Source organism: Dietzia maris (assembly GCF_036287335.1).
GTDB classification, from domain to species: Bacteria; Actinomycetota; Actinomycetes; order Mycobacteriales; family Mycobacteriaceae; genus Dietzia; species Dietzia cinnamea.
Genome location: NZ_CP143053.1, coordinates 508,914 through 521,633, shown reverse-complemented (window position 1 = coordinate 521,633; position 12,720 = coordinate 508,914). Strand labels below are relative to the sequence as shown.

Sequence of the window (12,720 nt, the reverse complement as noted above, 5' to 3'; positions counted from 1 at the left end):
AGTGGTGTGGAGTGGATGTGATCTTGGTCTCAGTCTTAGACGAGCGCGGACTGCTTCGCCCGACATTCGGGACATGTGCCCCAGTAGTTGACCTCTGCTTCGTCGATCCGGAAGCCGTGGTCACTGTCGGCGGAGAGGCAGGGTGCGTGCCCGACCGCGCATTCGACGTCCTCGATGCGCCCGCAGTGCCGGCACACGAGGTGGTGGTGGTTGTCCCCCGTGCGTCGCTCGTACCGCGCCGGCGAGCCGGCGGGTTCGATACGGCGCATGAGACCGACCTCGGTGCACACCCGCAGCGCGTCGTAGACGGTCTGCGTGGACACCGCGCCCAGTCGTTCCCGGACGAGGGAGGCGACATCCTCCGCCGCGATATGGGGACGACCGGCGACGACGTCGAGGACCGCAAGGCGCGGCGAGGTGACCCTCAATCCGGCTTGTCGGAGCAGTGCTCCCAGTTCCCCTGCTGTCGTCATGGCACTCACCATAGCCGACTTTCTGGAACTAGTCCAGAAAGAGAATGGCTCCCTTGTAGGAAATCTTCGCGGCCGCGCGGCGGCCGCGGCCGACTAGGCTGACGGGCGACCCGAGAACGCGCAGGAGGAACCCATGACGGTGACCGCCACCGGACCGATCGTGTGCGGCTATGACGGCTCGCAGGACTCCCGTCGAGCCGTGACCTGGGCCGCCGCCCGGGCCCGCGGGCTGGACACCCCGCTCGAGGTGATCTCGGCCGACCGCGCCGTCGGTCGCGTGGTCGCCTTCGACGACACCGCCCGCGCCAACGTCGAGGGCGCCATGCGCGATCAGCTCGCCGATCTCGTCGGCGACGTCCCCACCACCTACCGGGTGATCGCCGACAGTCCCGTCGGGGCACTGGTCGAGGCCGGCCGCGGCGCGTCGGCGATCGTCGTGGGCAGCCGCGGGCTCACCGTGCGGGAGGACTTCGCGATGGGCTCGACGTCCGCCGGGGTCGTCGAACACGCGACCTGCCCGGTCATCGTCATCACGCCGCACGCGCCCGCGGACCCCACCGAGGGCCCGGTCGTGCTGGCCGCCGACGGCTCGGAGGCCAGCAGCGCCGCCGTGGCATACGCGTTCTCCGAGGCCGAGCGCCGCGCGACCACCCTGCGGGCAGTCCACTCAGTGGAGGTGCCCCGGCTCCCGGGGGCGTCGCTGTTCGACCTCGATCGGCTGGCCGAGAGCGTGATCGCCGAGGATGAGAAAGAGGTCCTCGACTCCCTCGCCCCGCACGAGGCCCGCCATCCGGGCGTGGAGGTCGAGCTCATCCTCGTCGTCGGCGAGCCCGCCGTCACGATCGCTGACGAAGCCGCGGGCGCGTCGTTGCTGGTCACCGGCTCGCGGGGCCACGGCGGCTTCGCCGGCCTGCTGCTGGGCTCGGTGAGCCGGCGACTGCTGCAGACGGCGCCGTGCCCGGTCGCGGTCGTCCGCCCCACCGACTGACCCACCGCGCGCCCGACCCCACGTCTTCCGCGGCGTCGGGTCCGTCTGGTCCTGCCCGAGACAGGAGCTCAGGCCGGCCCGATGCGCAGCATGCGGGTGAGGGTCGGCTGCCACATGATGCCCGGGGCGTCGCCGCGGGAGGCGATCGTGCCGGTCAGCTCCATCGGCTCGTCGAAGGGGGCGTGGCCGACGAAGGTCCGGGCGACCTCGCGGCCGGTCTCCACGTCCGTCGAGGTGACATCGACCGGGCCGACCTTCTGGGCCAGCCCCTGATCGAGCGGCAGCCCCGCCGAGCCGGCCGCCGGGCCGGCCGCCGGGCCGGGAGCTCCCGCTCCCCCGTCGCGTCGCGGACCGTACGCCAGCGCGTGGATGAGCCCGTCACCTGTCGTCAGCTTGGGTAGGGACGCCGTCCGGGCGGTCGAGGTCCACGCGCGCGAGCAGCTCGGGCCCGCGTCCCCCGGCACGTCGGGCCGCACGTCGATCCGGGTCATCCCGCCCGCGTACGGCGCCGACGCCGGCGCCGCGGGGCCGTCCACGGCGAACGGCGGGTACTCGAAGCCGTACGTGTTGACCAGCACCAACGCGTTTCCGACCGCGATGATCGAGTTCTCCGTGGCGGCGGACCCGTCGATGAGCACCCCGTCGTCGGCGGCGGAGTCGGGCCGAAGCGTGGTGGCGAACGCGGGCATCCGGCAGACCTCGGCCCCGTCCTCCCGGCGCAGAACGATCAGGTCCGGGTGCTCGGCGTCGTCGGTGATCGCCACCAGCGAGTCATCGGGCCCGAAGTAAGTGGGCGTCGTCCCCGACCCGTGGGCCAGCAGGCCGGGTTTCCGCGCGGGCCCCACCTCGTAGCCGTGCCGCCAGCGCACGGTCGGCGTCCCGTCGACCGAGGTGTCGATCTCGTAGAGCGCGCGGGTGGTGATCACCGACGCGCCTCCCGGCCGGACGGTCAGCCCGTTGGAAATCTTCTCCCCTGCGGGCAGGGCGAGGTAGCGGAGCTCGTCGTCGTCGACACCGGCACCGTCCTCCCCGCCGACCGCCGCCAGGCCGCCGGCGTCACCGCCGCCACTCGCGCCGCGGGGCCGCACGGTTCCCACCACCCCGCCGGACGTCGCGAACCACACCCGCCCGTCGAAGGAGGGCATGAGGCCGGTGATCGCGTCCCCGTCGGGGACGGCCGGGGCGAGGTCGGCGAGGACGTCGACCGTCATGCGCCAGGAGCCGTCCGGCGCGCGATCATGCCCGACGGCGAGGAGTTTGCGGTCCCCGTCCGCGACCACCACCCGGTCCTGCGCGTCGAGGTACCCGTAGACCCCGCCGAGCAGCGCGCCCTTGGTCAGTTGCACCTCCGCCAGCACTGCCGCGGTCTCCGGATGGAAGAGCTTGACCGTCGGCGCGAGCGGGGTGGGCGGGTTGAGTCCCAGGTAGGCGGTGCACAGGGCGACCGGCATGCCGTCGGAACCGACGAACACGGTGGAGCAGGTCGCTCCGGTGAGGCCAGAGGCGATCGCGGGGTGCGCGCCGGGGCCGCGGCCGGGCAGCGTGTCGGTCGACGCCGCGTCGCCGTGGACGGTGGCTGTGCCGGCGGGGCCGAGGCCGGGCGGGGTAGCCGGCTGAGCGGCGGCCGCAGAGGGCAGCGCCGCGCTGATGCCCGCGGCGACCACCGCAGAGGAAAGGAAGACTGCGAGAGTCCGGGGCGACGCGTCCATGCCGAGATTCCACCACTCGGGGTGGTCCCGCCGCTGCGAGTTGGCTCGCCCGATTTTGCTCCCCCGATTTGGACGTAACCATGGCGGAAAATCTGGCCGGACGCCGCCATGGCTACGTCCATTTCCGCCATGAGTACGACCATCCGGGTGCGGGGGCCCGGGGAGTCGTCGTGAGACGATCTCACCGGCGGTGGACGATGCGAAAGCAGACACTGGACGGGCGCGCGCCGGCTCCGGTCCGACGCGGGCGCCGGAGCGGGCACTGATCAGGGGGTGGGCAGACACGAGCCCGGGCGCTACGGGCCACGCAGACCAGAAGGACGACGGGGGATATCGATGAGCGCACGAACCGGCCGGCTCGGCGCCACCCGGATCGTCGGCGAACTGCTGCTCACGGTGGGCGCGGTGCTGCTGCTCTTCCTGTTCTACGAGGCGTTCTGGAGCAATCTCGACTCACGGCGCCTGCAGAACGAGGCGGCCGCCGGACTCGAACAACGGTGGTCGAACGGCCCGGCCGCAGAAGCCGCCGATGACGCCGCAGGGATCGCCGACGAGTCCGCGGGGCCGGCAACCCGCGCGCCCGGTGGCGAACCGGTACCGCCGGCCGTTCCAGCGTTGGGCGAGGCGTTCGCCCGCATCCACCTGCCGACGCTCGGTGACGACGCGGTCTACGCGGTGGTCGAGGGCGTCCGCGCCGAGGACCTGCGCACAGGGCCGGGACACTATCCCGGGACCCAGATGCCCGGCGAGGCGGGCAACGCGGCGCTGGCCGGTCACCGCAACGGCTCCGGCGCCGTGTTCGAGCGCCTCGACCGGTTGACCTCGTGCGAACCGATCGTCATCGAGACCGCCACGCAGTGGCTGACGTACCGGCTCCTGCCAGTAGAGGCCGGCGGCGCCGAACGCCTGGCCGCTGCGCAGAACTGCCTCACGCCGCAGCAGTCGGAGCGGATCGCAACCGGCGACTACGCCCACGTCCGGGGCGCGCACATCACCACACCGGAGGCGGTGGAGGTGATCGCGCCCGTGCCCGGGGCAGCGAGCGGCGCCGACGGGACAGCGCTCGAGCGGCTGCTCACCCTGACCACCTGCCACCCGATGTACTCGAACGCCGAGAGGCTGATCGTGCACGCCGTGCTCACCGAGACCACCGCCAAGGCCGACGGCCGCCCGGCCGCGTTGGAGGACTGACCGATGTATGCCTACCTGTGGCGATTCCTGCCCGGCCCGCGGCCGGTGAAGGCGCTGATCGCGCTTGCCCTGCTGGTGGCGGTCTTCCTGCTGCTCATGGAAGTGGTGTTCCCGTGGGTTTCGCAGCAGCTGCCGCACAACGACGTGACGGTATAGGCGCAACTCGCCGGGCACGCCGCCGGGCGATCAGAGGTGGACGGTCACGTCCGCGCCAGCGCGCAGCTTCTGCGACAGCTCCTCCATCGCGCCGGCCTCCTTCTGGACCCGCACCTGCTCGGAGACCTCGCCGCGCACCTGCTCCAGCGGCGGCAGTCCGCCACCACCGGCCGCACCGCCGCCGCCGGCCATCGCCTGCTGCTGACCGATCTGCTCGTAGGCGGCCTCGATCTCCGCGTCAGTCACCTCGAACTCGCCGAACTCGGACGTGATGAGCTTCTCGACACGCAGCTGCTTGTCGATCTGCTCCATCACCGCGTCGCGGTCGAGGCCCTGCTCCCCCATCGCCGCGATGAACTCGTCGGGGCTGACCTGGTTCGTCTCGGCGAACTCCTCGAGCTCCGCCTGAATCTCCTCGTCGGAGACCTCGATGCCCCGCTTCTCGGCCTCCTGGGTCAGCAGCTCGGTGCCGACCAGCCCGTCGGTGGTCAGCTTCTTGAGCTGCGCCTCGTCGACGGGCTGGCCCGTCATCTGCGCCTGCATGCTCATCTGCTGATACTGGTTCTCGAACACCGACAGGAACTCGTCGCGCGAGATCTCCGTCCCGTTCACCTCGGCCACCGGGTCCGGGATGTCCGAGGTATCGGGCCCGTCGGGCGACTGCTCGCCGCCCTGCTCCGGCCCGGCCGCCTGTCCGGACTGCTCGGCTGCTGCGGGCGCGGCCGTGGCGCCGCCCTCGTCGTCGTCGCCCCCGGCGCCGCACCCCGCGACCACCAGTGCGAGTCCCGCGGCGGCGACGGCCGCCCTCCATGTCCTCGAGCGCACTCGATCTCCTCACGTTGTTCGTGTGCGTGAAGACGCCGACGCTACACATCCGAGTTGAGCGGGAGCTGTGCGCGAGGCGGGCGGCGCGGCGCGCCAAGGCGCAGGGCGCGAACAGCGAGGCGGGCGGCGCGGGGCCTCACCCGCGCCGCCCGCCACCTGGTGCGTCAGAACCGCAGGATCGCGCCCTCCGACACGTCCTGCGGCAGCGAGTCCACCACCATCACCGACCCCGACGTGGCCAGGACCTGGCCGATCGCCGAGTCCAGGTCGTCGGGGCCGTGGTCGGCGGCGCAGCGGCGGCGGGTGAGGATGAGCCGCTCGACCCGGGCCTCCTGCGCGGCGCGGAGGATATCCGAGCCGCCGCCGGCGATCGCCCGGCCGGCGCCGATCGCGTCCCCGAAGCGCTCGGCGTCGCGCTCGGCGAGACGGCCGAACGCGGGCTGCACGACCTTCCAGGCCCGCTCGTGCAGGTCCCCGGGCGACAGCGCATCGGGGTTGCCGGCCGCGACCTCGTCCACCAGGTTCTCGTAGTTCAGGAACTCGCGGAACCGCGGCATGTACTCGGCGACGGACGCCAACACGACGAGGCGGCGATCGTTGGGCTCGAGCACTTCCTCGACCCCGTGGGCGACCTGGCGCAGGAACTTCTCCAGTTGCACGTCGCCGACCTCGGCGCCCGTGCCGTGGCTGTGCACGATTCCCCCACCCGCGGTGCTGCCCGCGTGTCCGGCGCCGACCCCGGCGCTGAAGCGCTGCTGCTGGTGCGGCGGCGGCTGCGTGTCACCCGCCATGTCGTCCACCGACGAGGGGATCGAACCCAGGTCGAGCTCGCGGATCGTCGACGCGGTCCCTTCGAGGAGCCGGACCTTGTTCTGGCTCACCGCGACCACCAGGAACGTGCGGTCTCCGACCGCCGCCGGCACGATCGGCCGGAGCGCGAACCGGTCGCTCACGTGGACCGCCTCCGGCAGGTCGGTGGTCAGGCGGTACGCGCGCCAGATGCCCTTCGCGGCGAACAGCGCGAGGCCGTCGGCCATGGAATTCCAGTAGGGGTCGTCCTCGAGGAGCGTGACCAGCGGCCCGAGGATCTCGCCGGTCTCCTCCTCCGAGGCGCCGTGGGCGCGGAGCTGGGCCTCGGCCTCCTTGATGAGCGACTTGGCGCGGATGGGGTTCTCCCGGACCTCCGCGCCCCCGCGGGCCGTGGGCAGGAAGATGGACACGGCCCGGCCGGTGGTGCCGCCCAGCTCGGTGAGGTCGGCGTACGGGATGGGATCTGCTTCTGCGGTGCGGATTGGATCAGCCATGACCTGACGTTACCGACGACGCCTGTGCGGGAGAAGGTTGTGACCGGGTTGTTGTGGGGCTGTGACAATCGGTGCGCGCCAGCGGGTGCGGAGTGCGGACGGTTGGCGCCGAACGTGCGAGCGCGCCGCGGTTACCATCGCGGGAGTGACCGATCAACGTGTGGAGACCGCGACCCCCCGGCCGGTGAGCACGGCGAGAATCCTCACGCCGCTGATGGTCCCGTTGTTCATGGCGCTGCTGGCGCTGTCGGTGATCAACGTGGCCCTGCCGGTGATCGGCACGACGTTCGACGCCGACTCCAGCAGCCTGCAGTGGGTGATCTCGGGTTACGCCCTGGCGTTCGGCCTGCTCCTGGTGCCGTCGGGTCGCCTCGGTGACGCGACCGGCCGCAAGCGGATCTTCCTGGCCGGCGTCACCGTGTTCATCGTCGGCGCGCTGATCGCGGGCTTCGCGCAGTCGATCGAGATGCTCAACCTCGCGCGCCTGGTGCAGGGCGTCGGTTCGGGGATGCTCAACCCGCAGACGTTCGGACTCATCCAGAAGTACTTCCGCAAGGAGGCGCGCGCCCGCGCCTTCGCGACCATGGCCACCACCGTCTCGATCGCCACCGCGTCGGGGCCCCTGGTGGGCGGGCTGCTCATCGAGGCGCTCGGCGAGAACCTGGGCTGGCGCGCGATGTTCCTGGTCAACGTGCCGTTGGGCGTGCTGGCGTTGGTGTTGGGGCAGCGCTGGCTCGCCGACGACCGCACCCTCCCCCGTGCCGCCGACGAGGGTCCGGACGTGGGCGGGTCGAGGGCCCGTGCGGCGGAGATGGCGCGCCTGGAGCGGGCCACCGCCCGACTAGGAGCATGGGTCAGTAATGGCTCGAAGCGCGCCGAGAGTACGGCGGAGTGCGTGAGAGCGTTGCGCTCGGGCCGGCGTCACTGGCGGCCAGGTATTCGGTTTGCGAAGCCGCGGTGATGGCGTTCAGTCCGCGGGTCAGCCTGTAGGTCGCCCGGGCCTGCCAGTTCAGGCGATCTGGAGGCCGCCGAGCCCGGTGGCGCCGATATGACCGTGGAGCTTTCGCAGGTTGTGGCAGGCAGCGAGCAGTAGCCATTCACCGCGGGCGGCGTCCAGACCGCGAATCAGGAGTTGCTTGCCGTTCTGCAGGGTGCTCATCTGTCCGAAGACCGGTTCGACGATCGCTTTGCGCTGGGCGTAGACCGCTCGGCCTTTCTTCGTGGCGAGCTTGCGGGCCATGCGCTGCTTGTCCGTGGCGCTGGCCGGGATCGGTCCCCGGGGGGCGATCGGCGCCGGTTCCCCGCTGCGCTGTCGTCCGGTGGCGATGAAGAACTCGGTGCCCTGCTCGCCGGTGACCTCGGCGGAGGCGGCGAGGTTCGCGGCTGAGCAGTACCCGGCATCGGCGAGCATCTGCTTCGGGGCCTGCCCCGTGTTGCTGATGGCCTGCTCGGTCATGGGGATGAGGTTGCCGACGTCGGCGGCACAGTCGTTGACCTCGGCCGCCACGATGATCTGATGGGCGGCATCGACCACGGCCTGGCCGTTGTAGCACTGAGCGAACGACCCGTCCCCGGTGAGCATGATCTTCGACTCCGGGTCGGTGAAGTTGCGCTGGGCCTTCGGCCTGGGCGTGGCGCGCTCGGCGGCCTCAGCGGCCTTCTGCGCGACGGTGTCTTCGTCTTCGCCCTTACCGCGGGCCTTAGCCTCAGCCTTCTCCGCCGCATCGGCGGCGGCGTCGGCTTCCAGAGCAGCTTTGGCCTGGCGCAGCTTGACCAGGCGAGACTCTCGGCGGGCCAGCTCATCGGGCAGCTCGTCCCCGCGCCGGTTCTTGCCGAACTTGGCGTCCTCGGCCTTGTCGATGGCCTCGGCGGCGGCCAGCAGATCGGAGACCTCCTGGGCCAGTACCTTCTCCTTGTCCGTCAGCCGCGCGTACGACATGGCCTTGCGTTTGGAGGCGTTCGCCCGCAGCTTCGTCCCATCCAGCGCGACCTGTCCAAGCGTGACCATCCCGGCGGCCTGGCACAACGCCAACGCCTGCAAGAACAGGTTGCCCAGCGCGGCCAGGTGCCTCTTGCGAAACCTGGCGATCGCGCGGTAGTCCGGGGCCGCCCCGGCCGCCAACCACCGGAAAGCGACGATGTCGGTGCAGGCCTTCTCGATCCCGCGGGAGGAGCGCACCCCCGTGGTGTAGCCGAAGATCAGCAACCGCACCATCAACCGCGGATCGTACGGCGGGGCCCCGCGCCCCTCCTGGTAGGAGACGTAGATCCGCGATAAATCCAGGTGCTCATCGACCAGATCCGCCACGAACCGTGCCAGATGATCGGCCGGAAGCCAGTCATCCAGCGACGGCGGCAGCAACAACCCCTGGCCCGGGTCGAACGCCCGAAATGTCTTGCCTGCGCCCACCGGCTCGACCTCGCCCTGCCGGTCAGCCCGCTCGACGCGGAACTCCTCGGCGGCGAACAACCCTTCCTCGCCCATGACGACAATTATCCCGCCGAACCCGCCCCATCAGCGGACCTGAACTGGCGTGTTACTGACCCACGCTCCTAGGTGACGACGACAACGACGACGACAACAACGCCGCCGGCTCCGCCACTGGAGCGGACGCCCCGGGCACGCGAGGGCCGTCTGCGACCGGGCCGGCCCCGGGGCGTCGGCGGCTCGATCTGGACCCCATCGGCATCGCGCTGCTCGGTGTGGCCGTGCTCGCGGTGATGCTGCCGTTCCTCGGCCGCGACCTGCATCCGGCGTACTGGGCGCTCGTGCCCGCCGGGCTGGCCCTGCTCGGGGTGTTCGCGTGGTGGGAGCGGCGCTACGAGCGGCTCGGGCGGCCGCCGCTGGTCAACCCGGACATCTTCCGCGACGCGGGCTTCCGCAACGGCATGATCATCGTGTCCATCTACTTCGTGGGCGGCACCAGCCTGTGGGTCATCATGCCGCTGTACCTACAGTTCCACCTGGGGTACGCACCCATCGACTCGGCGTTCATCAGCCTCCCGGCGTCGGTCTGCGCGGCGATCTCCGCGCAGGTCGCGGGGCGGTTCGTCCTGCGCCTGGGGCGGCGGATGGTCATCACCGGCTTCTCCATCACGATCACCGCACTGGTGACGTTCATGGTGCTGGCCGGCTTCGTCGAATCCGGCGCGCTGCACTACCTGGTGTTCATGGTCCCGGCGGCGTTCGTCGGCATCGCGCAGGGCATGACCATCTCGCCCAACCAGACCCTCACGCTGCGGGCGGTGGACCCGGCCTACGGCGGCGTCGCGGGCAGCATCATCTCGCTCGGCCAGCGCATGGGCACCGCAGTCGGCACGGCGATCGTACCCGGGGTGCTCTTCGGCATCGTCGAGACCCGCGGCGACTGGCTGCTGGCGTTCCGGGCGGCGCTGGGCATCATCGCGCTGCTGGCGGCGGGCGCGTTGGCGTTCAGCGTGGTGGATCGCCGCCGCGAGAAGCGCTGCGCCTGACGCCCTGCCTCCGCGACACCCTGCCTCCGCGCGGATGGGCGGTTCAAGCGGAGAGAATCGACCCACCCCCTCCGGCCGGGTGGCCGCGGGGCTGATCCGACCACGTGTGGTGATCATCTCAACGTGTGAACGGCGAGAAAACGCTCATCCGTATCCCGCCGGCCCGGGCACCCCGCGCCGGGTCAGGGCCGCAATCCGTGGACCCGGCGGGCCGCGTTCGGCGCTCTTGGACGATCGTTTAGATGACGGAGCGACACTCGTCGTGCCGACCTGGCCTTTTCGCGATCCGGCCCCCGGACCGGCGGGGGTGGATTCTCGCGTGGCCGCCGGGACGTGACCTTATTCTCAGGTCGTGGCAACCCCTCCGCCACCCTCACATCCCCCATATCCCCTCAGGATCCCCTCATGAGAACTATCGCCCGGCTCCGCATACGCGCTGTCGTCATCGCCGCCGCCACATTCACCGTCCTGACCGCCCCGGTCACCGCCGCCCAGTCTCTCGAATTCACCATGGCCACGCCGGCGCCCTGCGAGTCCGCGACCCCCGCGGAGCTCGAGCAGGTGATCGAGGACGTCCACGAACACACCAACCGCGAGCGCGCGGCCGCGAAGGTGGCCCCCGTCAAGCGGCTCGAGAGCCTGGACGGGATCGCCCAGACCTGGAGCGAACAGATGGCCACCGAGGACCGGATGTACCACAACCCCGGAATCCGCGCCCAGGTCACCGCGGCCTACCCCGGACAGTGGCGCAGCTATGGCGAGAACGTGCTGCAGAACTGGTGCGGCGCCAGTGGCGAGACCCTGGTGCGTCAGTGGATGAACTCGACCCCGCACCGCGTCAACCTTCTCAATCCCGCCCACACGCACCTCGGCGTGGGCGCGGACGTGGCCGCGAGCAGCAAGCTGTACTCCACCCAGAACTTCGTCAGCCTGCGCTGACCTCACCGGTCCGCGCGGCCACGACCTCCCGGCGACGCCCCCGCTCCCCCGCGGGGGCGTCGCCGTTGTCGTCGGCCGGTAGGACGCCGGCGTCGCGGCGCCCGGCATCGCGGGCATCCGTCGGTGCACGAATCGCACACCTGTAACACTTGTGACTAGAGTGACGATAGTTGCAGGAGTGACTGCCCGGCGAGCCCGTCGCGCAGTCCGCTTCGCCCACGCAAGCCCGGCGCGAGCCGGGGCCGAGGAAAGGACCATCGCGTGCGTCACCACTTCCGCTCCGCTGTCGCCACGGGCGCCGCAGCCCTTCTGCTCGTCTCCGGCACGGGCACCGCGGCCGCCCAGGGATCGCTGGGGTTCGCCCTGCCGTTCGGCTTGGCGATCCCCGGCCTGTCGTCGCTCGCCCCGGCCGGCCCCCAGCCCGGTGGTCCCGCGGCAGCCGACCCCGCCACCGCCGATCTCCTACCGGAGGAGGTACGGCTGATGGCGTTCGAGGGCAGCGTGGTCGCAGCGGTCAACGACGCCCGTCTCGTGGTGGGCGCGGACCGACTGATCACCGACCCGGCACTGGAGGCATCGGCCCGTGAGCGCGCGGCCGAACTCGCCGCAGGCGATCCGGCCACGGGCGACGTCCCCGTTCCCGCCGACGCCCGGGCGGGTGAGGACGCCGACTCGGAGAAGGCTCCCGCGGGCGAGGAGTCCGGCGACCGCACAGTGCTGACCCTGCCCGCCGGCGCGACGCCGCAGAACACTCTGTCCGCACTGCTCACCGACACCGGGATGCGGGAGCGCATGCTCGACGGCGAGTTCACGCGGGTCGGCGTAGGAGTGGTCACCGCGGAGGACGGAACCGTGCACGTGGTCCAGGACTTCGCCCGCGACTGACACGAACACCCGTCCAGCGGGGGTGCGCTCGCCCCCGACGGAGTGCAGGTCAGGCCGGTCACGGGGTGATGACGGCTGGCTTAGGGCACCGGTCGGCCCTACCGTCTCGGCTGGCGATCCGACCGTCGGGTCGCAGCACACGAAAGGTACCCACCCTCGTGACCCGAGCCCTCCACCATCTGCGCCGCGGCCTGATCCTGGTCGCCGCGGCGTCCGCCACCGTCGCCCTCGGCGCCGGACCCCAGGCGTCGGCTCAGGCGCCCCAGATCCAGTTGCCGCAGATCCACCTGCCCGGCCTGACGATCGGATTCGCCGCTCCTGCGCCCGCCGGGGGTGCGCCCACCCTGGATCCCGCCTCCGCCGAGTACCGCGCCCAGCTCGAGAACGCCACCAATGCCGCTCGCAGCGCGCACGGTCTCGCCCCGCTCCAGAGCCACGGCGGGTTGACGGACGTGGCGGTCCGCTGGAGCGGCACGCAGGCCGCTCAGAACCGCATGTTCCACAACCCGCACGTGCGCGACGAGATCCCCGGCGGCTGGCGCCACTTCGGCGAGAACGTGCTGCAGAACTATGCGCACGCCACGCCGCAGCAGCTGGTGGACCAATGGATGAACTCCCCCAGCCACCGCGCGAACCTTCTCAACCCGGGCCACACCTCGATGGGCATGGGCGCCGCCGTGGCCGCGGACGGCAAGCTCTACGCCACCCAGGTGTTCGCCCGCTACTGATCCGGCCGGCGGCGCGACGGCGCCGGCCCACCCGTGGCGCGCTGCGGC

At 71.5% G+C, this 12,720-nt stretch carries 13 protein-coding genes; 8 read left to right on the top strand and 5 right to left on the bottom strand.

Going from position 1 to position 12,720, the window contains the following annotated elements:
• Nucleotides 1-35: 35 nt before the first annotated feature.
• The gene (locus VYL96_RS02360) at nucleotides 36-473 is read right to left on the bottom strand and encodes a Fur family transcriptional regulator (protein WP_131885795.1); all 438 of its coding nucleotides are present in this window, start codon (nucleotides 471-473) and stop codon (nucleotides 36-38) included.
• A 133-nt stretch (nucleotides 474-606) separates the two neighbouring features.
• Here VYL96_RS02360 and VYL96_RS02355 point away from each other — a divergent pair, with 133 nt between their 5' ends.
• Entirely contained in the window at nucleotides 607-1,461 is an 855-nt protein-coding gene (locus tag VYL96_RS02355; protein WP_131885794.1) for a universal stress protein, read from the top strand.
• Nucleotides 1,462-1,529: 68 nt separating this feature from the next.
• Here VYL96_RS02355 and VYL96_RS02350 read toward each other — a convergent pair whose 3' ends face one another.
• A complete protein-coding gene (locus tag VYL96_RS02350; protein ID WP_243699702.1) occupies nucleotides 1,530-3,170 on the bottom strand; it encodes a hypothetical protein in 1,641 nt (546 codons plus the stop codon).
• Nucleotides 3,171-3,506: 336 nt separating this feature from the next.
• Between VYL96_RS02350 and VYL96_RS02345 the strand changes: the two genes are divergently transcribed.
• Together VYL96_RS02345 and VYL96_RS02340 are read left to right on the top strand one after the other, a co-directional pair.
• Nucleotides 3,507-4,361 (top strand): class E sortase, encoded by an 855-nt coding sequence (locus VYL96_RS02345; RefSeq protein ID WP_131885793.1) that lies wholly within the window; start codon nucleotides 3,507-3,509, stop codon nucleotides 4,359-4,361.
• A gap of 3 nt (nucleotides 4,362-4,364) precedes the next feature.
• Entirely contained in the window at nucleotides 4,365-4,517 is a 153-nt protein-coding gene (locus VYL96_RS02340) for a hypothetical protein (RefSeq protein WP_165928484.1), read from the top strand.
• A gap of 30 nt (nucleotides 4,518-4,547) precedes the next feature.
• Here VYL96_RS02340 and VYL96_RS02335 read toward each other — a convergent pair whose 3' ends face one another.
• Together VYL96_RS02335 and VYL96_RS02330 are read right to left on the bottom strand one after the other, a co-directional pair.
• Nucleotides 4,548-5,342, bottom strand: a complete 795-nt coding sequence (locus VYL96_RS02335) for a SurA N-terminal domain-containing protein (RefSeq protein WP_243699701.1) — start codon at nucleotides 5,340-5,342, stop codon at nucleotides 4,548-4,550.
• Nucleotides 5,343-5,506: 164 nt separating this feature from the next.
• Nucleotides 5,507-6,646, bottom strand: a complete 1,140-nt coding sequence (locus tag VYL96_RS02330; RefSeq protein ID WP_131885792.1) for a baeRF3 domain-containing protein — start codon at nucleotides 6,644-6,646, stop codon at nucleotides 5,507-5,509.
• A gap of 145 nt (nucleotides 6,647-6,791) precedes the next feature.
• On the opposite strand from VYL96_RS02330, the gene VYL96_RS02325 reads away from it, so the two are divergent.
• Complete coding sequence (locus VYL96_RS02325) at nucleotides 6,792-7,607, top strand: MFS transporter (RefSeq protein WP_329438679.1); 816 nt, start codon at nucleotides 6,792-6,794, stop codon at nucleotides 7,605-7,607.
• A gap of 48 nt (nucleotides 7,608-7,655) precedes the next feature.
• On the opposite strand, the gene VYL96_RS02320 is transcribed toward VYL96_RS02325, so the two are convergent.
• Entirely contained in the window at nucleotides 7,656-9,131 is a 1,476-nt protein-coding gene (locus tag VYL96_RS02320) for an IS1182 family transposase (RefSeq protein ID WP_329436936.1), read from the bottom strand.
• Between the two features lie 218 nt (nucleotides 9,132-9,349).
• Here VYL96_RS02320 and VYL96_RS02315 point away from each other — a divergent pair, with 218 nt between their 5' ends.
• From VYL96_RS02315 to VYL96_RS02300, 4 genes are all read left to right on the top strand, one after another.
• Nucleotides 9,350-10,120 carry an MFS transporter gene (locus VYL96_RS02315; protein WP_243699785.1) on the top strand — a complete coding sequence of 257 codons (771 nt, stop codon included), beginning with the start codon at nucleotides 9,350-9,352 and terminating at the stop codon, nucleotides 10,118-10,120.
• Nucleotides 10,121-10,525: 405 nt separating this feature from the next.
• Nucleotides 10,526-11,059 carry a CAP domain-containing protein gene (locus VYL96_RS02310; protein ID WP_131886379.1) on the top strand — a complete coding sequence of 178 codons (534 nt, stop codon included), beginning with the start codon at nucleotides 10,526-10,528 and terminating at the stop codon, nucleotides 11,057-11,059.
• Between the two features lie 261 nt (nucleotides 11,060-11,320).
• Nucleotides 11,321-11,944, top strand: a complete 624-nt coding sequence (locus tag VYL96_RS02305; protein WP_131886378.1) for a CAP domain-containing protein — start codon at nucleotides 11,321-11,323, stop codon at nucleotides 11,942-11,944.
• A 158-nt stretch (nucleotides 11,945-12,102) separates the two neighbouring features.
• Nucleotides 12,103-12,672, top strand: a complete 570-nt coding sequence (locus VYL96_RS02300; RefSeq protein WP_061914094.1) for a CAP domain-containing protein — start codon at nucleotides 12,103-12,105, stop codon at nucleotides 12,670-12,672.
• Nucleotides 12,673-12,720: the final 48 nt, after the last annotated feature.

What these genes read in the sequence shown, in the direction of transcription:
- VYL96_RS02360 (WP_131885795.1), bottom strand. Translation starts at nt 473, where the DNA reads ATGACGACAGCAGGGGAACTGGGAGCACTGCTCCGACAAGCCGGATTG.
- VYL96_RS02355 (WP_131885794.1), top strand. Translation starts at nt 607, where the DNA reads ATGACGGTGACCGCCACCGGACCGATCGTGTGCGGCTATGACGGCTCG.
- VYL96_RS02350 (WP_243699702.1), bottom strand. Translation starts at nt 3,170, where the DNA reads ATGGACGCGTCGCCCCGGACTCTCGCAGTCTTCCTTTCCTCTGCGGTG.
- VYL96_RS02345 (WP_131885793.1), top strand. Translation starts at nt 3,507, where the DNA reads ATGAGCGCACGAACCGGCCGGCTCGGCGCCACCCGGATCGTCGGCGAA.
- VYL96_RS02340 (WP_165928484.1), top strand. Translation starts at nt 4,365, where the DNA reads ATGTATGCCTACCTGTGGCGATTCCTGCCCGGCCCGCGGCCGGTGAAG.
- VYL96_RS02330 (WP_131885792.1), bottom strand. Translation starts at nt 6,646, where the DNA reads ATGGCTGATCCAATCCGCACCGCAGAAGCAGATCCCATCCCGTACGCC.
- VYL96_RS02320 (WP_329436936.1), bottom strand. Translation starts at nt 9,131, where the DNA reads ATGGGCGAGGAAGGGTTGTTCGCCGCCGAGGAGTTCCGCGTCGAGCGG.
- VYL96_RS02310 (WP_131886379.1), top strand. Translation starts at nt 10,526, where the DNA reads ATGAGAACTATCGCCCGGCTCCGCATACGCGCTGTCGTCATCGCCGCC.